This window comes from Hymenobacter lapidarius, from assembly GCF_001816145.1.
Lineage (GTDB): Bacteria > Bacteroidota > Bacteroidia > Cytophagales > Hymenobacteraceae > Hymenobacter > Hymenobacter lapidarius.
Window position 1 is genome coordinate 109113 of sequence record NZ_MDZB01000142.1, and the last position, 19283, is coordinate 128395.

The 19283-nt window shown below is 61.4% G+C and carries 16 protein-coding genes; 7 read left to right on the forward strand and 9 right to left on the reverse strand.

Annotation, left to right across the window (positions count from 1 at the left end; translation table 11 throughout):
- Window positions 1–56: 56 nt before the first annotated feature.
- The 3 genes from BEN47_RS16785 to BEN47_RS16795 all read right to left on the reverse strand — a co-directional run bounded on the left by BEN47_RS16785 (window position 57) and on the right by BEN47_RS16795 (window position 3076).
- Entirely contained in the window at window positions 57–1094 is a 1038-nt protein-coding gene (locus BEN47_RS16785) for a FecR family protein (RefSeq protein ID WP_070729915.1), read from the reverse strand.
- A gap of 115 nt (window positions 1095–1209) precedes the next feature.
- Complete coding sequence (locus tag BEN47_RS16790) at window positions 1210–1842, reverse strand: RNA polymerase sigma factor (protein ID WP_070729917.1); 633 nt, start codon at window positions 1840–1842, stop codon at window positions 1210–1212.
- A 190-nt stretch (window positions 1843–2032) separates the two neighbouring features.
- Window positions 2033–3076, reverse strand: a complete 1044-nt coding sequence (locus BEN47_RS16795; RefSeq protein ID WP_070729919.1) for a Gfo/Idh/MocA family protein — start codon at window positions 3074–3076, stop codon at window positions 2033–2035.
- A 414-nt stretch (window positions 3077–3490) separates the two neighbouring features.
- Between BEN47_RS16795 and BEN47_RS16800 the strand changes: the two genes are divergently transcribed.
- The 6 genes from BEN47_RS16800 to BEN47_RS16820 all read left to right on the forward strand — a co-directional run bounded on the left by BEN47_RS16800 (window position 3491) and on the right by BEN47_RS16820 (window position 12689).
- Window positions 3491–9025, forward strand: coding sequence for a hypothetical protein (locus tag BEN47_RS16800; protein ID WP_125921738.1), 5535 nt, complete (start codon window positions 3491–3493; stop codon window positions 9023–9025).
- Window positions 9026–9155: 130 nt separating this feature from the next.
- Window positions 9156–9800 carry a glycerol-3-phosphate 1-O-acyltransferase PlsY gene (gene plsY / locus BEN47_RS16805; protein ID WP_070729923.1) on the forward strand — a complete coding sequence of 215 codons (645 nt, stop codon included), beginning with the start codon at window positions 9156–9158 and terminating at the stop codon, window positions 9798–9800.
- Window positions 9801–9829: 29 nt separating this feature from the next.
- A complete protein-coding gene (locus BEN47_RS16810) occupies window positions 9830–10411 on the forward strand; it encodes a hypothetical protein (protein WP_125921739.1) in 582 nt (193 codons plus the stop codon).
- Between the two features lie 112 nt (window positions 10412–10523).
- On the forward strand, window positions 10524–11105 hold the full coding sequence (locus tag BEN47_RS16815) for a hypothetical protein (protein ID WP_125921740.1): 582 nt from the start codon (window positions 10524–10526) through the stop codon (window positions 11103–11105).
- Complete coding sequence (locus BEN47_RS22545; protein WP_262490412.1) at window positions 11102–11230, forward strand: hypothetical protein; 129 nt, start codon at window positions 11102–11104, stop codon at window positions 11228–11230. The genes BEN47_RS16815 and BEN47_RS22545 overlap by 4 nt, the downstream gene beginning before the upstream one ends.
- A gap of 94 nt (window positions 11231–11324) precedes the next feature.
- Window positions 11325–12689, forward strand: a complete 1365-nt coding sequence (locus BEN47_RS16820) for a dipeptidase (RefSeq protein ID WP_070729931.1) — start codon at window positions 11325–11327, stop codon at window positions 12687–12689.
- Between the two features lie 77 nt (window positions 12690–12766).
- Here BEN47_RS16820 and BEN47_RS16825 read toward each other — a convergent pair whose 3' ends face one another.
- Together BEN47_RS16825 and BEN47_RS16830 are read right to left on the reverse strand one after the other, a co-directional pair.
- Window positions 12767–13381 carry a porin family protein gene (locus BEN47_RS16825; protein ID WP_070729933.1) on the reverse strand — a complete coding sequence of 205 codons (615 nt, stop codon included), beginning with the start codon at window positions 13379–13381 and terminating at the stop codon, window positions 12767–12769.
- Window positions 13382–13524: 143 nt separating this feature from the next.
- Window positions 13525–14256, reverse strand: a complete 732-nt coding sequence (locus BEN47_RS16830; RefSeq protein WP_070729935.1) for a porin family protein — start codon at window positions 14254–14256, stop codon at window positions 13525–13527.
- A 672-nt stretch (window positions 14257–14928) separates the two neighbouring features.
- Here BEN47_RS16830 and BEN47_RS16835 point away from each other — a divergent pair.
- Window positions 14929–16017, forward strand: coding sequence for an acyloxyacyl hydrolase (locus BEN47_RS16835; RefSeq protein ID WP_070729937.1), 1089 nt, complete (start codon window positions 14929–14931; stop codon window positions 16015–16017).
- On the opposite strand, the gene BEN47_RS16840 is transcribed toward BEN47_RS16835, so the two are convergent.
- The 4 genes from BEN47_RS16840 to BEN47_RS16855 are packed head-to-tail and all read right to left on the reverse strand — an operon-like array spanning window position 15995 to window position 19257.
- Window positions 15995–17041: a quinone-dependent dihydroorotate dehydrogenase gene (locus BEN47_RS16840; protein WP_070729939.1), complete on the reverse strand. Its 1047-nt coding sequence runs from the start codon at window positions 17039–17041 to the stop codon at window positions 15995–15997. The genes BEN47_RS16835 and BEN47_RS16840 overlap by 23 nt on opposite strands.
- On the reverse strand, window positions 17034–17420 hold the full coding sequence (locus BEN47_RS16845; protein WP_083322516.1) for a HepT-like ribonuclease domain-containing protein: 387 nt from the start codon (window positions 17418–17420) through the stop codon (window positions 17034–17036). The genes BEN47_RS16840 and BEN47_RS16845 overlap by 8 nt, the downstream gene beginning before the upstream one ends.
- The gene (locus BEN47_RS16850; RefSeq protein WP_070729941.1) at window positions 17392–17703 is read right to left on the reverse strand and encodes a nucleotidyltransferase family protein; all 312 of its coding nucleotides are present in this window, start codon (window positions 17701–17703) and stop codon (window positions 17392–17394) included. Before BEN47_RS16850 ends, BEN47_RS16845 begins: the two co-directional genes overlap by 29 nt.
- 18 nt (window positions 17704–17721) lie before the next feature.
- Window positions 17722–19257: a YifB family Mg chelatase-like AAA ATPase gene (locus tag BEN47_RS16855; protein ID WP_070729943.1), complete on the reverse strand. Its 1536-nt coding sequence runs from the start codon at window positions 19255–19257 to the stop codon at window positions 17722–17724.
- Window positions 19258–19283 lie beyond the last annotated feature (26 nt).

Sequence of the window (19283 nt, forward strand, 5' to 3'; positions counted from 1 at the left end):
AATCGATTGCGGGTAGTGGAATAGGGGCAGTGCGGAATTAAAGGAAGCGCCACCGCCTATTCGGGCAGGCAGGGGCGGCTATGAAAAAGGATGCGGCCATCGGCCTGGTCGTAAGTAGCGCCCAGCGCTTCGCAGATAATGTCGAGTTTCTCAAACAGCGGCTCGCTGCCCAGGCTCAGGTTGAGCGTGCAGTTGCGCACGGCGGCGGCATCGTAGGCAATGCGCACCCCGTAAGCCTTTTCCAGCGCCGCCAGCACCTCCGCCACCGGGCGGTTGTCAAACACAAACGCCTGGGGGGCCAGCAGCACGGGCGCTGCTACCAGCTCGCGTCGCAGCTGCCGGCGCCCCGCCGAATACACGGCTTGCTGGTTGGGCACCACCACCACGCTGGCCGGGGCATCGGCCGGCGCCCCGGCCGCGAGGCTGCGTGGGGCCACGCGCACGCGCCCCGTTTTCACGCGCACCACCACGCTGGGCTGCCCGGCGTAGGCCCGCACCGTGAAGGTGGTACCCAGCACCGTTGTCACCACCTGGTCGGTATACACCAGGAAAGGGTGGGCCGCATCGTGAAAGACGTTAAAAAAGCCCTCTCCCGTCAGATAAACCGTGCGCTGCGGCCCCTGAAACCGGCGTGGATACTTCAGGCTGCTGGCCGGGGCCAGGGTCACCAGGGTGCCATCGAGCAGGGCCACCGCCACGGGCCGGGCCGTGGGATTTGAGTAAACGACCCACGAGGTAGCGGCGGGGCTCTTCGCAGCTTTTCCTGTGGGCATGCTCACCGCGTTGCGGCTCAGGTACACCCCTGCCACGCCGGTGCCGAGCACCAGCGCCGCGGCGGCGGCCCAGCGTATGCTGCTGGCGGGCCATGCCCAACGGTTGTGGGCAACTGCTACTGTAGGAAAGCTGCCTGTGGTTTGGCTGGCAATGCGCTGCCACACGGTGGCCACCAGCGCCGCCCGCTCCTCGGCGTTGAGGTCGAGCTGCTGTTCGGCACCGAGTCCGTCGTACCAGGCCCTGATGCGCCGCTGTTCCTCGGCGGTGCATTCGCCCCGCTGGTAGCGGCCCAACAATGCCCGAAAGTCCGAGTGCTCCATAGCCATGCCTGCAGTAGGGTTCTGGCCTAAAAGTCACGTAGCTCTTGCCAACCCCTAAACTGCTGTGAAAAAAAACCGGGGAAGCCGCAACGTCCAATCAGGTGTTAACCGCGCATTAAGCTGAAATATAGCTTATTAATTCGCAGAATAGCAATAGGGCCGGCACCAGGAAATCTTTCAGCGAGACGCGCAGCATTTTCAGTGCCCTGGTCAGGTGGTACTCCACGGCTTTGGGCGAGAGCTGCAGGCGGCCCGCAATCTGCGGCACCGTTTGGTGCTCCATCCGGCTCAGCTGGAAAATCTGCCGGGTGTGGCCGGGCAAACGGGCCAGGCTGCGGGTCAGCGCCCCCGACAAGTCGGCCGCGGCCAGGTCGTGCTCGGTCTTGTGGTCGGCCTCGCTCAGCACCACCCGGCTGTAGGCCAGGTACTGCTGTTGGGTCAGCTTATTCTTAATCTGATTGATAACCCGGTACTTAATGGCCGCGCCCAGGTATTCCTTTAGCTTGAGGATGACCGCCGTCTCGCGCTTGTGCCAAAGCGTGGCGAACAGGTCCTGCACCATTTCTTCGGCCGCCTCGCGCGAATTCACTTTTCGGTACGCCTGCTCCAGCAGGTGCAAGCCGTAGCGGGTATAGATTTCCGCGAATGCGTGCTCATCGCCGCGCTGCAGGGCCTGCACCAGGGCCGCATCGTCCCAGGTGGCATAGCCCCTTACGTGCTTGGAGACGGTGGTGCCGGAGCGGTGCATTAGCTAGAAAAGCTGTTTGAGCAATTCAAATTTTTGTCAATTGTCCTCCGGAGCCTGCGAAGGACCTTCTCGCGACTGCTCAGTTTACGCTCATGCCATTCGGCACCGGCTTGGCAAGCGCCGGAGGGCAGTCGTTGTGAATTGCTAAACAGCCTCAGCGCTACTCATGTTGCTACGGCGCTGCAGCCGTTCAGGTTTTTGCCCAGGCGGTGGCCGGCGTGGCGGCCAGCAGTTCGTTCTGCCACAGCAGCTGCTCCTCGCCGATGGGGTAGGGGGTGCCGTTGCGCAGGGTTTGGAACACGGCTTCGAAAAGGCCCATGTAGTTGCCGGGCGCGGCAAGGTCGGGCGTGGTGGCCAGAGTGCCGTTGGGGCCAGCCACGGTCAGGCGGCCTTCCTGGCCCGGCTGCTCCACGCCGTATTCCGGAGCCAGGGGCGACATGCCTTGCAGTAATTGGGCTTCCTGCGGGTCGGTGCGGCCTTTTTGGTAGCTGCCCAGCGTGCCGTGCAACACGTAGGCCGGGCTGGCATCGGCCACCAGCAGGCTCGACGTCAGCCACACATTCAGGCCCTGCGGGTAGCCCAGGTGCAGCGAGAAAAAATCATTCACCCGGCTGTCGGGCCGGTATTGCCCCAGGGTTTTGTGGCAGCTGAGGGGCTGGCCAAACAGACTGATAGCCTGGTCGATGAGGTGCGGTCCGAGGTCGTACAGCAAGCCGCTGCCGGGCAAGGATTCTTCCTTGAATTTTTTGGTGTTGAGGGCCAGCTTGTACCGGTCGAAGCGCATGTGCACTTCCAGGAGCTGGCCCAGCTGCCCGCTCTCCACCACGCGGCGCACGGCCCCGAAGTCGCTGTCCCAGCGGCGGTTCTGGTAGGCCAGGAGGTGGCAATCCATCTGGCCGGCCAACGCCCACAGCTCTTTCACTTCGGCAACAGAGGTAGCTACGGGCTTTTCCAGTAGCACGTGCTTGCCCGCGCGCAGGGCCTGCTGCGTGAGGGCGAAGTGCGTGCTGGGGGGCGCGTTCACCACCACCAGCTCAATAGCCGGGTCGGCCAGGACTTCCGCCACGCTCCCGTGGCTGCGGATGTCGGGATAATCCCGGTGCATGCGCCGCTCAGTGCGCTCCACCACGGCCTGCAGTTCAAACCCGGGGTGCGCGCTCAGAAATGGGGCGTGAAAAAGCCTGCCCGACATGCCGTAGGCCAGCAAAGCGGTGCGAATGGGAGCGGTGGTCATCTTTCAAAGTAAAACGGCTGCCGGCCAACCGCCCGCGGCGCGGGCACGCTCAACTGGTTTCAAGCACAACACTCGGCATAGCTATTTGGCCGGCTAAAAGTGGAAGATTACAAGAATGAGAAAAAGGGCATCAGTAAAAATAGTATTGATAATCAGAGAGTATCATTGATTAACTGCTAAATGCACTAGTTTGCTTTTTTGATTCTGCCTATCTTGTACCGGTTTTTTAGCGCAGCGTCGGGCACTATACTTCGCGCCAGGCGTTTGCGTTAGAAAAGCAGCCCTTTGGCGCCGTGGCTTCATCGTAATTGGTGGGCAGGCGGTTGGGGCAATGATAATCAGAAGAATACCTGAAATCGGGTTTGGCGCGCAGCTTGCTCGGCAAGTCAGCACTATCGACGACAACTACACTATATGAAGCAATTAGTTATTATTCTTACGGCGTGGCTGGGAATGGGGCTGGGCGGGTATTCGGTGGCGCAGGCCCAGACCAAGGCGCCGGCTCCCAAGGCCGCCGTGCCGGTGGGCGCACCCGCCGCCGCGCCGCCCTACCGGGTGGGCACGCTCTCCAAGGAGCCGGCCCAGTACATGCTGGACGTGCAAAGCATGATGGCGGCCACTAACAACGCCGCCGCCCGTGCCACGGCCGCCCGCCTGAAGGAGCTGTGGGGCACGAACCGCCTCACCTCGTCGCAGCAGGCCCGCATCGTGGCCCTGTCGCAAACCATGCTGGCCAAGAAGTTTCGGCCCCGGCCGCACTTCGAGTCGCTGTTTGGCGCCATCATCGGCGGGGCTACCACGGCCAAGCTCAGCGACCAGCAGATGGACCAGTACCTCGACGTATTCGGCCAGACGCTGGAGAAGGAAGCGCCGAAGGAAACCGAGAAATTCCTTTTCAGCACCAACCGCTTTCTGAACGGCGGCTACCTTTTCCGCTCGGGCTACAGCAGCCTGCGCGCCGTGGGCGGCACGGTGTCGTTTGCCTACTCGCCCATTGCGGCGCCTGTTTCCAACCTGGAATTCGGTGTTTCGGCCCCCGCTCCCAAAGACGAGCCCCTGCCCGCCGCCAAGCCAGCGGCCAAGAAGCCCGTAGTGGCCGCCAAAGCCCCTGTGAAGGCGGCCCCCAAGCCCGCGCCCAAGAAAAAAGCCAGCAGCAGCGGCTGGGACACGGCCGACATGTGGTCGTCGCCCTCCGGCGGTGGCTGGGGCGACGACGATGGTTGGGGGGCGCCCGTGAAAAAGAAGGCGCCCGCCAAAAAGCCCTTAGCTACCACCAAAGCACCCACCAAAGCCGCCCCAGCCGCCGCCAAGGCTGCGCCAGCCGCGCCGGTCGCAACATCCACCGATTTTGATGACCCGCTGCCGTCGTTCACGCCCTCGGCCCTGCCCTACGAGGACTATCTGGCGCCCCCGGCCCGCGGTGCGGTGCTGGTGGTGAAAGACGCCGATATTTACATGGGCACCAAAGGCGACTCCGTGGTGCTGAAAAAGGTGAGCGGCACGGCCGTGCCCAATTCCGGCCGCTTCATCGCCACGGGCGGCCAGCTAGCCTGGACGGTGAAGTCCAACCCGGTGACGGCCGATTTGGGAGGCTTCGACTTCGCCATGAACAAGCCCGAGCTTACGGCGCAACCCGTGACCCTCACGTATCCCGCCGTGCTGGAAGCGCCCGTGAAAGGCGCCTTGAGCTACAAAAACGTGCGGCGCAAGCCCGGCGCGACCGAAACCGGCTATCCGCGCTTCATCTCCCTCACCAACGATGCCCGCATCAAGAACCTGGGCGAAAACATCCAGTACCGGGGCGGCATCTCCATGGCGGGGGCCAGCGTGCTCAGCGCCGCGCTGGACGGCTCGCTCTCCAACCTGACGGTGAGCCTGGACGGCAAACCCAAGTTTAAGGCGGCTTCGCGGGCCTACGTCCTCGGCGACTCGCTCATTACGGCCAGCCGGGCCGCCATCACCATCTACCAGGGCGCCAAGGACTCGGTGACGCACCCCGGCGCGCAGCTGAAGTACGCCAAAGGCAAGCAGCAGCTGAAGCTGGCCCGCGAAGACGGCCTCTACAAAAACACGCCCTACAGCGACTCCTACCACCAGATGGATATTCGCACCGAGGCCCTGACCTGGAACCTGCGCCAGCCCACTATCGACTTCGAGGTGCTGTCGGCCAAAAACCAGCAGTCGGCCAACTTTGAGAGCAAGGAGTTTTTTACCAACAACCGCTACCAGCAGCTCAAAAGCATCAACCGGCTGCACCCGCTGCAAATGCTGGTGGGCTACAGCCAGGCCCACGACAACGTGAAAACCGTGAACGTGAACGAGTTGGCCACCAATTTGAACACGTCGGAACCCAACATGCGCTCGTCCATGGCCGGCCTGGCACGCGACGGCTACGTGCAATGGAACGGCCAAACCGGCAACGTGACCATTCTGCCCAAAGGTTCGCACTACGTGGCCTCGGCCCGCGACAGGAAGGACTACGACCACATCGCCATCAAGTCGCTCTCGGGCTCGGGCCGCAACGCCACCCTCAACCTCAACACCAACGAGCTGCTGGTGCGCGGCGTGGACCGCTTCAACTTCACCAACGACTCCGCTTCAGTGTTTGTGCGGCCGGACAGCGCCATTATCCGCATCCAGAAAAACCGCAACATCAAGTTCAACGGTACGGTGGTGGCCTCGGCCATGCGCTTCAAAGGCCGGGAATTCAATTTCGATTACGACGGCTTTTACGTCGACATGGCCAAGATTGACTCCATTGTTATTCGCAGCGAGGCCAAGGATGCCAAGGGCAGGCCCACTGGCAAGCGTGCCGACTTCGCCCTGACCAATAAGGGCAAGGTTTCGACCGGCCGCCTGTTCCTCAACGACCCCAACAACAAGTCGGGCCGTAAGAAGAAGGGCCAGTACCCGGCCTTCGACTCCAAGAGCGGCGCCAACGTGTACTTCGGCAAGCCGGACGTACTGGGCGGCGCCTACGACTCCACGCTGGTGTTCGACATTCCGCCGTTTAAGCTGGACTCGCTCAACGGCATCGGCAAGGCAGCTTCCGGGTTCAACGGCACCTTCCGCAGCGGCGGCATCATTCCCGACATTCAAACCAAGCTCACGGTGCAGGAAGACGGCTCGCTGGGCTTCGTGTACGACGTGCCCAAGGACGGCTTCCCGCTCTACAAAGGCCGGGGCCGGGTGTTCAGCAAGGTGAAGATGAACAGCCGCGGTCTGCAGGGCGACGGCACCATCACCTACCAGTCGGGCACGTTCACGTCCAACGAGTTTGTGCTCTACCGCGACTCTGTGGTGGCGGTGGGCCGCACGGGCGCCGTTGCGCTCAAAAAAGCCGAGGGCGTGGACATTCCCAAAATGGCCCTGCCCGCCGGCTACCTCATGCACTGGAACGTGCGCCAGGACTCCATGTACCTGACCACGCCGGCTTCGGGCGAAGCCATTCGCATGTACACCTCGGCCGACCAGAAAACCAAGGCGGTCACGGCCTACAACTTCAAGGGCACGGCCCTGCTCACGCCGAAGAATGCGGGCGGCGACGGCCGCCTCGACGGGCCGCAGTCTTTTATCAAATCGCCGGAATTCACCTTTAAGTCGGACAGCTACTCCGGCCGCAGGGCCACGATGAGCGTGAAGTCGGCCGAAGCCAACAAGCCCGCGCTCACGGCCAACGAAGTGGCGTTCGACTACGATTTGAAGAAAGGCTACGCCGATTTCAAGCGCGAAGAAGGCAGCACGGCCAGCATCGACCTGCCGTATTCCCGGTTCAAAACCACGCTCAGCGGCGGCCATTGGGACTTCAGGAAAAAGCAGGTGCAACTGCGCGTGGCCGGCAACGCCGACTCCACCAAGTCGTACTTCTACTCCACCAACCCCGACCAGCAGGGCCTGAAATTCAAGGCTTCAAGCGGGGTGTACGACCTGGCCAAGTACCGCATGCAGGTGGGCGGCGTGCCCTACATTGCCGCCGCCGACGCCTGGGTGATGCCCGACTCGGGCAAGGTGAGCATCGGGGCCAACGGCCGCATCCAGCGCTTCAAAAATGCGACCGTGGTGCTCGACTCGCTGGGCAAGTTCCACCGCCTCGTGAAGGGCAATATTGAGGTGCTCTCGAAAGCGGCCTTCACCGGCAACGCCGAGTACACCTTCAAAACGGCCCGCGACTCGGTGGCCCTGCGCTTCTCCAACTTCGAGCCCGACCCCGCCGGCATTTTGGCGGGCAAAGGGGCCCGCGGCCTGCTGCGCCGCAACAAAGACCAACAGGACGAATCGGCCCTGACGCCCAGCGCCGGGGCTGGCCCGCCCACCGTGGCCACGGCCGTGGTGAGCGCCGGCACCAAGTTCCAGCTCACGCCGCGCATTGGCTACCGGGGCAACGTGCAGCTGCACTCGCAGCGCCGTGGCTTTGCCTTCAACGGCGAAGTGCAGCTCCAGTTCGGCGCCGAGCGCAAGGCGGCCGAGTGGATTGCGGTGAAAGACTCCATCGACCCCAAGAACTTCAGCCTGAACCTGCAGGGCGCCAAAGGGGCCGATGGGAAACCGCTCGTCACGGGCCTGTTCATGTCGGACCAGACCAACAAGATGTACCCGCTGTACGCCGCGGCCGTGCCCAACGAAACCGACGTGCAGGTGTTTAAAGTAGACGGCAAAATGCGCTACGACGACCAAAAAGGCCTGTATACCATCTCCCGCAACGACCCCGCCGACGTCAACGCCTACGAAGGCGCGGCCCTCACCTACGCCGACGCCACCAACTCGCTCAGCTTCCGGGGGCCGATGACATTCATGAACTCCAACAGGGACTACAAGATGGTGGGCAGCGGCGTGGGCACCGCCAACCCCGACAGCGCCCGCTACGCCGTTGATGCCCTGCTGGGCATCGACATCAACATGCCCATCAAGGCCATCGACGTGATGGGGGCCGATTTGGCCCGCGTTACCAAGGGCTCGCCCGAAGCGCAGGACGGCTCCACCAACGAGCTCTACAAGCTGGGCCAGTTCATCGGCAACAAGGGCGTGGAGGCCTATGCCATGCGCAAAGGCACCGCCGACCCGCTCATGAAGCTCTCGCCTAAGTTCCTGCACACCATCTTGCTGAGCAGGGTGAACCTGCGCTGGAACGAGAAGCGGCGGGCCTGGTACTCGGTGGGCCCGTTGGGCCTGGCGGGCGTGGGCAAGCAGCCCCTCAACGCGCTGATTGATGGCTACGTGGAAATCCGCCGCGAAAATGCTACCGACGTAGTCGAAATCTACCTCGAGCCCGAGCCCCGGACGTGGTACTACCTCAAGTACGCCAACAACCTGCTCCTGACGAAGTCGCAAAACGAGAATTACGACGCCGAAATCAACGCCAAAGCCAAGGGCGACTACAACACGGCCACCAGCTACGGGGCCTTCGTCGGCGACTTCTCCGATGTGGATGCTTTCCGTGCGCATTTCCAGAAAGACTACCTGGGCAAAACCGGCAAGCTGGCGGCTCGCCCCGTAGTGCCGCAGTCTACCGGCAACTTCGACAATCTTGACGGCAAGAAGAAGAAAAAGGCCAAAGGCAACGACCCCTTCGGTGATGGCGTGGTAGACAATGGCGCTGCCGACGCTGCCCCAGAGCCCACCAAGAAGAAGAAAAAGGCCAAAGGCAACGACCCTTTCGGTGATGGCGTGATGGATAATGGCGCTGCCCCGGCTGCCACAGCTCCGGCCCCGGCCAAGAAGGATAAAGTTAAGGAAGCCACCGCCGATGCTCCTGAGCCTGGGAAAGACAAGGCCAAAGCCGCCGACCCCGCCCCCGAAGCCGACCCCGCCCTGAGCAAAAAAGAAGCAGAGCGCCAAGCCAAGGAAGAAGCAAAAGAAGCCGAACGCCTCAAGAAAGAGGAAGAGAAAAAGAAGAAAGAGGACGAGAAGAAGAAAAAGAAAACCACCGAAGACCCGTTCGGCGACAGCTAAACCCGCAGAGAGCCTCGCCCATTCGGCGGGGCTTTTTTGTGCGGCGCAACCGCTGCCGCTCGCGCTGCCGAATAACGCCTGAAGGGCGCGGAGCCGCAAACTGCGGCATTCGCGCTACATTTATCCCCGCATGAATTACCTCTACATCGCGCTTGCGCTCCTCGCTGCTTACCTGCTCGGCTCCATTCCCACGGCCTTGTGGGTGGGCCGCCGCTTTTTTGGGCTGGCCGACATCCGCGAGCACGGCTCCGGCAACGCCGGCGCCACCAACACCTTTCGCGTGCTGGGCCCCAAGGCTGGTTCGGCGGTGCTGCTCGTTGATGCTCTCAAGGGCTTTGTGGCCGCGTTTTTCCTGCCGCAGTGGCTGGTGGCGCAGGGCGCCATTGCCCCCGAGCACGAACTGTACTTCAAGCTGGCTTGCGGCGTACTGGCCATTGTGGGGCACATCTTTCCCATCTTCGCGCAGTTCCGGGGCGGCAAGGGCGTGGCCACGGTGCTGGGCATGATGCTGGGCGTGGCGCCCGCCACGGTGGGCGTGTGCCTATTGGTTTTTATTGTGATGCTGCTGTTGTTTCGCTACGTGTCCCTGGCCAGCATGTCGGCGGGCGTCACCTTCGCGCTGCTGCAGCTGCTGCCCCAGTTCCGGCCGGCGCAGCCGTTTATGGTGTACGTGGGGTTCCTGCTGGCGGCGCTGCTCATCTACACCCACCGGGCCAACATCGGCCGGCTGCAGGCCGGGACCGAGAGCCGCGTGCCGCTGTTTGGGCGGAAGTGAGGTCCATTGACCACCGCCGTTTTCAGCTATTGCTCCGCGCTACATTTGCTTCCCTGCTGTTGCTGCTGTTGCTCATTGGGCCGGCGCAAGCGCAGCGGTACAACGTGGCTCTAAGCCCCGCACCGGCTGGTTTCACCTGGCAACCATTGCCCGCCAGCAATGCTGCTATCCTGCTACCAGAGGGCTGGTACTACAAGGCCGAAGCGGTGAAAGGAGCAGCAACCTGCTACCTCACCCAGCAGGAAATTGGCGAAAGCGGCGAGTACCAAACGGGCCTGTCGCTGCAAGTAGTGCGCAAAGCCAAAGCCCAAACCAAGCGCCCGGCTCCGGAATACGCCGAGCTGCTAATGCTGCGCACGGGCTTCGGCCAGGGCCAGCAGCAAATGGAAAAGGCTTCATCCGTGGAAGGCGCGTGGCACAAATGGACGGTGTGCTACCACGACGCCCCGCCCGATGCCGACGCCCGCATCGTGTTCCAGCTGGCGCTGGCCAATGCCAAGACCGACACCCTGTACCTGCTCACCTTCGAAAGCCCTGAAAAAGACTGGGCCGAGGCCTGGACGTTGGGCCAGGTGATGGTACGCGAACTGGCGCTGGATGCGCGGCAATGAGCTGGCCCGGTTATGCAATAGGAGCAGCCGAAGCATCACTTGGAAAATTGCTCTTAAAAACAAACGCAATAAGCTGATGAAAACCTGCTTACTGGCGACTGCCTGCCTAACAGTGGTCACCCTTCACACACCGTTGCTGGCCCAGACCGCGACCGTGGGGCCATTTGGCACCGAAACCGAGGCCGCCCGGCACCAAGCCGGGTTCCTGGCCGCGGCCAGAGCAGCAGGCTATACCCAGCGGCCCGAGTTTCTCTACCGCTACCGCCTCGACATCACCAAAACCAAGCAACTGCGCCGGGCTGGAGTAGACCTGCGGCAGGAGGAACGGCAAATTCTCATTGACGGAACCCCCGACTACCCGGCGGCGGCCTTATATGCTGACCTAGTGGTGCACGGCACCGTGGTTAAGCAAACCGGCGACTCCAGCCGGGCCGTGTTCTACCATTCTGCCTTTGAGGTGCAAGTAACCGACACCTGGCAGGGGCCGGCCGCCACCAACCCCGTGGTGGCCCGGCTGCGGTCGGGGCCCTCGGAAGGCTTTTATTTGAATGTGTCGATGGGCCCGGAGCTTAAACTGTGCCAGGAGGTGGTCGTGTTCCTGGCCCCGATTGATTTTGCTGGCTACGCAGAAGCCGAGCAACAAGGGCTGGCCATGCAGCGCAACAACGCCGCCCCCGCGACTTCGACGCGGTGAAGGTCATTCCAGTGGAAAAAGGGCGTGTTTTTGGCGGACGTGTGAAACTGGCCAAGGCGCGGAAGTATAGCAAGCGCATTGCGGCCATCCTGGACAAAGAGCGTTTCTATCAAAAGAAATTCTAGAGTTCAGGATTTTGTGGGCTGTGCCGGCGGTTATGGCTGCTCTTTCGGGCCCGGGACCTACTTTTACTCCCAACACCACACCCCCACACCGCGCATGGCCAATTACCTCGCCGACAACCAAACCCGCTTCCTCAACGAGCTGATGGACTGGCTCCGCATCCCGTCCGTTTCGGCCGACCCCAAGTTCCACGACGACGTGCTGCGGGCCGCCGACTTCCTCAAAACCCGCCTCGAAGAAGCCGGTGTGAACAACGTGGAAATCTGCCCCACGGCCGGCAACCCCATTGTGTACGGCGAATATGTGGTGAGCCCCGACGCTAAAACCGTGCTCGTGTACGGCCACTACGACGTACAGCCCGCCGACCCCTACGAGCTGTGGACCTCGCCGCCCTTCGAGCCGGTGATTAAGGACGAGAAAATCTACGCCCGCGGCGCCTGCGACGATAAGGGCCAGGTGTACATGCACGTCAAAGCCTTTGAGATGATGATGCGCGACGGCCAGGGCGGCGTGCCCTGCAACATCAAATTCATGTTCGAGGGCGAGGAAGAAATCGGGTCCAATAACCTCGAAATCTTCGTGCGCGCCAACAAGAAAAAGCTCCAGGCCGACGTCATCCTCATTTCCGATACCGGGATGCTGGCCAACGACGTGCCCAGCATTGAGGTGGGCCTGCGCGGCCTGAGCTACCACGAAGTAACCGTGACCGGCCCCAACCGCGACCTGCACTCCGGCCTCTACGGCGGCGCCGTGGCCAACCCCATCAACGTGCTCTGCGCCATGATTGCCAGCCTGCACGACGAAAACGGCCACATCACCATCCCCGGCTTCTACGACAACGTGGACGAGCTGAGCGCCGACGAGCGCGCCGAAATGGCCAAGGCCCCGTTCTCCGAAGAAGAATTTAAAAAGAGCATCGGTTTGCCCGCCACGGCCGGCGAAAAGGGCTACAGCAGCATGGAGCGCACCAGCATCCGGCCCACGCTCGACGTGAACGGCATCTGGGGCGGCTACACCGGCGAGGGCGCCAAAACCGTCATCGCCTCGCAGGCCCACGCCAAAATCTCCATGCGCTTGGTGCCCCACCAGACCTCGGCCGAAATCTCGGAGCTGTTCCAAAAGCACTTCCGCAGCATTGCCCCGGCCGGCGTCACGGTAAGCGTGCATCCCCACCACGGCGGCGAGCCCGTGGTAACGCCCACCGACTCGGTGGCCTACCGTGCCGCGGCCGATGCCATGGAAACCACCTTCGGCAAGCGCCCGGTGCCCACCCGCGGCGGCGGCTCCATTCCCATCGTGGCCATGTTCAAATCGGAGCTGGGGCTGGATACCGTCCTGCTCGGCTTTGGGCTGGATAGCGACGCCATCCACTCGCCCAACGAGCATTTCGGAGTGTTTAACTTCCTGAAAGGCATCGAAACCATCCCGCACTTCTACCGCAATTACGCGGCGGCGCAGTAAGGCGCACGCGTTTTGGTAAAAACAAAAGCCCGGTTTCCATGGTGGAAGCCGGGCTTTTGCTTTTGGGCCTCTTCGGCTCAGCGGCCGTTGAGCGAATAGGTCAGGTAGAGCTGAAAAGCTTCGTTGCGGGAGCGAGGCTGAACAACAACGGGGCCAAGGTCAATTTCTTTGCGCACGTTGGTAAACCCACCATTGTAGCGCAGGCCTATGCCCAAGCCCGCTTTGCGCTGATAACCGATGCCGGCCAAGTAGCCAACATCAAGGTCGTTGTACTGGTACTTCACGTCGGATGAGGTGCTTCCAATCTTCGACTTGGCCGCCAGCAAAATGCCTACTTGGGGGCCTGCTTCAAAAAACAGCCCGTTGGCGTTCACGTGGAAAGCCAATGGCACGTCCAGGTAGTGAAAACGGTCAATAGCGTAATCCATCGGATTGTTGCTATTGCGAGGCTGCTTGGTACCCTTTTGGGAGTACAGCAGCTCTGGCTGAAAGGCTACTACATTGGTAATGCCGATGTTGGCAAATAGGCCCCCGTGAAAGCCAAACAGCTTTCCGTAGGTCGTGGCGTCGGCGCCTACCAAATCGGTAAGCGAAGCTCCAGCTTTTAAGCCCAGAGAAACGTCGCTGCCTTGTGCATGAGCCACGCCACGCAGGCCCAGCACCAGACAAATGGCGAGAAGGTTTTTTCTCATAATGGTGGGGAAATGGTTAGGTGCAAATCACCACGACTGCAGTCATGGCTTTGCTCAACGAACCCAACAGTACGCTTCGTATATGGCCAAAAAAAATGCTGGCCGCCCTGAGGCAGCCAGCATTGCTATTGCTTTTGAAGCAACTATTTGCCCAGCGGCAGCAGGTAGCCCAGCTGCAGCGTGAAGGCGTTGTTGAACGCCTTGGGGTCGTCGTTGGTGTTCTTGGAGTCAATCAGCGAGTTGAAGCCTTGGGCGTAGCGCAGGCCCAGGCTCAGGCCGCCTTCGGTCTGGTAGCCAACGCCGGCCACGCCGGCAATGTCAAACTGCGCCAGGTCGGACTTGTCCGAAGGTCCGCGCTTAACTCCGCTGTAGTCCTGGAAGCTGCCGTCGTTGTCCACTTTGGTCTTGGTGCCGTTCGCGTTTTTCGTCGTGGTTTGCTGCTTCACTTTCGAGCCGAACAGGTAGCTTACCTGGGGGCCCAGCTCAAAATACAGACCACCGGCGTTGATTTTGGCCAAGATTGGCAAATCCAGGTAGTGCAGCACGCGCTGCTGCTCAACCTCAATTTCGCTGGTGCCAACCATCTGCGTCGACGTCACTTCGTAGCCTTTGCGGTTGTACAGCAGCTCCGGGGCGATGGAAAAGAAGCCGTCGCTGCTGATGGGGAAGCTCGTGCCAACACCGGCGTTATAACCCAGCTTAAACGAGCCCAGGTTATTGTTGAAGCCTTGGCCGGCAATTTGCGAAGCCTGGTCGCCGGAGAGGCTGGAGTAGGTAGCTCCCACTTTTACGCCGATACGGAGGCCGCCGGCATCCTGGGCTTTGGCAACAGAAACAGTTAGAAACGACAGGGCGAGAATTGCGATTTTCTTCATGGGTGAGGGTGGTTATCGGTAATTAGGTGGATTGATAAATGGGTGGGTAATGAGGCAATTGTAGTGGGACAGGGCCTTTAGATTTGGGCTACTTACCGTGGAAACGCTCCAGAGGTTACGGCCAAGGTGAAATTTTGCCGAGCCAAAAGAGCCCCCCGGGAGGTTTTCAGCGCAGCAAAGGCCTCGGTAATAAGCCCAGCTACAGCCCGTTCGGCTGGGCCCGAGCCCGGCGGGGCGGTTGTTGAAAAAGACCCCTGCGCCAGGGCTTTTCCCGGTGCCCGGGCTCTCGCTGAACGGCGCCGGTAGCGGCTCAACGTTCCGGGAACCGTTTTATTATCGCGGCACCCGGCGCGGCTTGGGGAGTCGTATCCAGCCGGCGTCGGTTTCAGTTTCCAAAGAAGGCCGCCGGATGGACAGCGCATCACTCAAAAACGGCTCTAGCCCGGTTGGCCAGGCCAGGACTCAGGACGGATAGGCCGCGCAGCGCGGGGGGGAGCGGCTCAGTTTTACTCAATATTCCAAGCCTGATGCTCTGCTGCACTACAGGAATTAAATTCAAGGCAAGCACCTGTTGTTGGTACTCTTAAAGCGTAATTTTGCTCGTACTATCGAGCTGGTCCTATGGGTGTATTTGTGCTGCCGAAGCTGTGTAGGGACGGCCTTTGTTTCTTATTGCTGGCCCTGGCGGCACTTCCCGCTGCCGCTCAGGCCGACTCGGTGAGTGCTGTGCGGCCCACCGCCCGCGGCCCTTTTATAGTGGGGGCCTACGCCCAGGGCAGCTTCGTGGTGGCCCACACGTACGCCATCCGGCATCTGGCCAATTCTCACCCCACGGGCGTGGAGGTGAACCTGCAGCGCCAGACCACCGGCGCGGCCGACTGGCACGGCTGGTACCGATACCCACGGCTGGGCCTGGCCCTCACGTACTACAATTTTCACAACCCCCAGTTGGGCCACGTGCTGGCGGCCAGCCCCTACATCAGCAAGTCGTTTTCGCGCGGGCCGCGGCACGATTTCAACTTCCGCTTGGGTGCCGGCCTGGCCTACCTCACCAACCCCTACGACCGCGACACCAACCACAAAAACAACATCGCCAGCTCGGCTTTTAACGCCACCCTGCAACTGCGGTTCGAGTACGACTACGCCCTCACGCCCCACCTCGGCCTGCTCATGGGCCTGGGCCTGAACCACTACTCCAACGGCGCCACCACCAAGCCCAACTTCGGCGCCAACCTGCCCGCGCTGGTGCTGGGCCTCAATTACCACGAGCAGCGCAACGCCCCCCTGGCCAATGCCAACGCGCCCGCTCCGGCCGATGTGGGCCACAATTTTCTCAATTTCAGTGCCAGCCTCGGCTACAAGCAGCGCACCGAGAGCGACCTCAAAAAGTACGTTGTCAACTCGGTAACGGCCGCCGTGGGCCGCCGCATCAACCGCAAATCCAACCTGCTGGCCGGCGTGGAAGGCTTTTACGACCGCAGCCTCAAAGCCACGCTGCAAGACACCACCCGCGCCGGCCTTCGGCAGCCCGACGTGAAGAAGCTGGGCGCTTTTGTGGGCCACGAGTTGCTGTTTGGGCGGCTGGCCTTCGTCTCGCACCTGGGCTTCTACGTGTACGCCCCTTACAAATCGAGCACTTTCTACTACGAGCGTCTGGGCCTGAAATACCACGCTACCGACTTGCTTTTCGGTGCCGTGGACCTGAAAATTCACCGCGGCGCGGCCGATGTAATTGAATTCAAGATTGGCGCGAAGCTGTAACCAGCGCCTTGTTTATCTGGCTCACCAGCGCCGGCCCTTCGTAAACGAAGCCGGTGTAAAGTTGCACCAGCGAGGCGCCCGCCGCTAGCTTTTCCAGCGCATCGGCCGCCGAATGGATGCCGCCGGAACCGATGATGGGCAACGTGCCGTGGCTGCGCTGGTGCAGGTAGCGAATGACCTCCGTGGCCCGCGCCCGCAGCGGCCGGCCGCTCAGCCCGCCCGCGCCCAGGGCCGCAACCTGGGCAGGGGAGGTTTGCAGGTTGTCGCGGCTGATGGTGGTATTGGTGGCTACCAGGCCGCTGAGCTGGGTTTCCTCGGCTATTTCCAGAATGTCGTCGAGCTGCGAGTCGGTCAGGTCGGGTGCTATTTTCAGCAGCAGCGGGCGCGGCTTGGGGCGGCGCTGGTTGCAGGCTTGCACCTGCTGGAGCAGGTCGATAAGGGGCTTTTTCTCCTGCAGCTGGCGCAGGTTGGGCGTGTTCGGCGATGATACGTTGACCACAAAGTAGTCCACCACGTCGGCCAGCGCTTCGAAGCAGGCCACGTAATCGGCCGCGGCTTCCTCGTTGGGCGTGTCCTTGTTCTTGCCAATGTTGCCGCCGATGATGAGCTGCCGGTTCTGGCGCCGCGCCAGCCGTGCTGCCACCACCGCGGCCCCGTCGTTGTTGAAACCCATGCGGTTCACCAGGGCCTCGTCCTGCGGCAGCCGGAACAGGCGCGGTGGCGGGTTGCCGGGCTGCGGCCGGGGCGTCACCGTTCCAATCTCCACGAAGCCGAAGCCCAGCGTGGCCATCTCATCGGTAAGCACGGCGTTTTTATCAAACCCCGCCGCCATTCCCACCGGATTCGGGAATTTCAACCCAAAAACCTCCCGCGCCAGGTTGGGGTGCTGGTAGTCGTAGAGCCCGCGCAGCAATGCTTTGGCGCCCGGCAGGCGCGCGGCGCGGCGCAGATTGTCGAAAACGAGGTGGTGGGCGCGCTCGGCGTCGAGGTTGAAAAGAGCAGGCTTGACGAGGGATTTATACACTGGGTGCGTCGGGGCCAAATTCGCGGTCAAGACTTTCAAAGACCTCTCTCAGCATAAGCAACAGCGGCGGAACAACGTGGTGGGCAATGTACCACAATTCCGCATAGTCAGTACGAAAATACTCGTGCGCTATAACATTGCGAAAGTCCTTAACACCCTGCCAATCAATAGTTGGCCATTGTTGCTTAGTAACTTTCGAAACGTGCGTGCAGGCTTCGCCTAAAATTTCGAATTGCCGCTCGACAGCGGATTGAAATAGCTTATCGTGCAGCAGATTCTCAAATGTGCGGCCGGCCACGAACTCACTAATGAGCGTAGCAGCCTGCACCATATGGCGCACCCGGTCCGGGTCACGCGGCTTGTCTTTGTGCGCGCTCATAGATGGTTTTCAAATCCCGCTGGATGTAGCGCATGATATACTCCGACACGCCCGTTCCCACATCTACTTTTAGGCCTAGTCTTTCTTCCAAATTTCTGGCATAGTCGAAAAAAGCAAACCCTACGGGGTGTTCCATTTCCAGCAGCAGGTCCAAATCCGACTCCGCCGTGGCCTCGCCCCGCGCGTACGAGCCGAACACCTGCACCTTTTTCACCGGTTTATCGGCGAAGTATTCGGCCACTACCTGCCGGACGTAATCGAGCGAAAGCGGGAGCTGTTGCATGCCACAAAGTACGAAATTTTACCCCGCCCAACCCTCCCGGTCGAGGCTGCGGTACTGAATGGCTTCGGCCAGGTGGTTAATCTCAATGTCGTCGGTGCCGGCCAGGTCGGCAATGGTGCGGGCCACTTTCAGAATCCGGTCGTAGGCGCGGGCCGAGAGGCCGAGGCGCTCCATGGCCGTTTTCAGCAGCGTGCGGCCTTCTTCGCTGATTTGGCACAGGTCCTTCACCATCTGCGGCGGCATCATGGCATTGGAATGAATATCGGCGTACTCCCGAAACCGTGTTTCCTGCACCTGGCGGGCCTTATCCACGCGGGGCTGGATGTCGGCGCTGGTTTCGGCCTTGCGCGTCTCAGTCATCTGGTCGAAGGTGACGGGCGTCACTTCCACGTGCAGGTCGATGCGGTCGAGCAGCGGGCCCGACACTTTGTTCAAGTACTTCTGCACCACGCCGGGGCCGCACACACATTCCTTTTCGGGGTGGTTGTAGTAGCCGCAGGGGCAGGGATTCATGCTGGCAATGAGCATAAAGTTGGCCGGAAACTCTATGCTGAGCTTGGCCCGCGCAATGGTCACGCGGCGCTCCTCCAGCGGCTGGCGCATCACCTCCAGCACCGTCCGCTTAAACTCCGGCAACTCATCCAGAAACAGCACCCCGTTGTGCGAGAGCGAGATTTCACCTGGTTGCGGGTTGCTGCCGCCGCCCACCAGGGCCACGTCCGAAATAGTGTGGTGCGGGGCCCGGAACGGCCGCGAGCTCAGCAGCCCACCGCCCGCCAGCTTACCGGCTACGGAGTGAATCTTGGTGGTTTCCAGGGCCTCCTGCATGCTCAGGGGCGGCAGTATGCTGGGCAGGCGCTTGGCCAGCATGGTTTTGCCTGCGCCGGGCGGGCCTATCATAATGACGTTATGACCACCGGCCGCCGCTATTTCCAGCGCCCGCTTGATGTTCTCCTGGCCCTGCACGTCGGCAAAGTCGGCAGTGTATTTGTTCACCGTGTGCTGGAACAACTCCCTCGTATCCACCACTGTGGGCGCGATTTCCAGCCGGCCCTCGAAGAAGTCAATGGCTTCCTGCATGCTCCCGACGGCAATCACGTCGAGATTGTTCACGATGGCGGCTTCCTCGGCGTTTTCCTTGGGCAGAATAATGCCTTTGAAACCTTCCTTACGGGCCTGAATGGCAATGGGCAGCACGCCCCGAATGGGCCGCAGGTCGCCATCGAGCGACATTTCGCCCATGATGATGTAATCCCCCAGCTTCTCCGTGTTCAACTGCTGCGAGGCGTGCAGGATACCCAGCGCAATGGGCAAGTCATAGGCCGCGCCTTCCTTGCGGATGTCGGCCGGGGCCATGTTTACCACCACTTTGGTGCGCGGCATGCGGTAGCCGCGCAGCTTCAGCGCCGCCTCAATGCGCTGCTGGCTTTCCTTGATGGCATTATCCGGCAAGCCCACCACAAAGAAATTCGTCCCGGCAGTCACCACCACTTCAATGGTGATGGTGTAGGCGTTGACGCCCTGCACGGCCGAGCCGAAGGTTTTGGTAAGCATGAGGATGGGTAGAGTTTAGAATCAAA

What these genes read in the sequence shown, in the direction of transcription:
- BEN47_RS16785 (WP_070729915.1), bottom strand. Translation starts at nt 1,094, where the DNA reads ATGGAGCACTCGGACTTTCGGGCATTGTTGGGCCGCTACCAGCGGGGC.
- BEN47_RS16790 (WP_070729917.1), bottom strand. Translation starts at nt 1,842, where the DNA reads ATGCACCGCTCCGGCACCACCGTCTCCAAGCACGTAAGGGGCTATGCC.
- BEN47_RS16795 (WP_070729919.1), bottom strand. Translation starts at nt 3,076, where the DNA reads ATGACCACCGCTCCCATTCGCACCGCTTTGCTGGCCTACGGCATGTCG.
- BEN47_RS16800 (WP_125921738.1), top strand. Translation starts at nt 3,491, where the DNA reads ATGAAGCAATTAGTTATTATTCTTACGGCGTGGCTGGGAATGGGGCTG.
- plsY (WP_070729923.1), top strand. Translation starts at nt 9,156, where the DNA reads ATGAATTACCTCTACATCGCGCTTGCGCTCCTCGCTGCTTACCTGCTC.
- BEN47_RS16820 (WP_070729931.1), top strand. Translation starts at nt 11,325, where the DNA reads ATGGCCAATTACCTCGCCGACAACCAAACCCGCTTCCTCAACGAGCTG.
- BEN47_RS16825 (WP_070729933.1), bottom strand. Translation starts at nt 13,381, where the DNA reads ATGAGAAAAAACCTTCTCGCCATTTGTCTGGTGCTGGGCCTGCGTGGC.
- BEN47_RS16830 (WP_070729935.1), bottom strand. Translation starts at nt 14,256, where the DNA reads ATGAAGAAAATCGCAATTCTCGCCCTGTCGTTTCTAACTGTTTCTGTT.
- BEN47_RS16845 (WP_083322516.1), bottom strand. Translation starts at nt 17,420, where the DNA reads ATGAGCGCGCACAAAGACAAGCCGCGTGACCCGGACCGGGTGCGCCAT.
- BEN47_RS16850 (WP_070729941.1), bottom strand. Translation starts at nt 17,703, where the DNA reads ATGCAACAGCTCCCGCTTTCGCTCGATTACGTCCGGCAGGTAGTGGCC.
- BEN47_RS16855 (WP_070729943.1), bottom strand. Translation starts at nt 19,257, where the DNA reads ATGCTTACCAAAACCTTCGGCTCGGCCGTGCAGGGCGTCAACGCCTAC.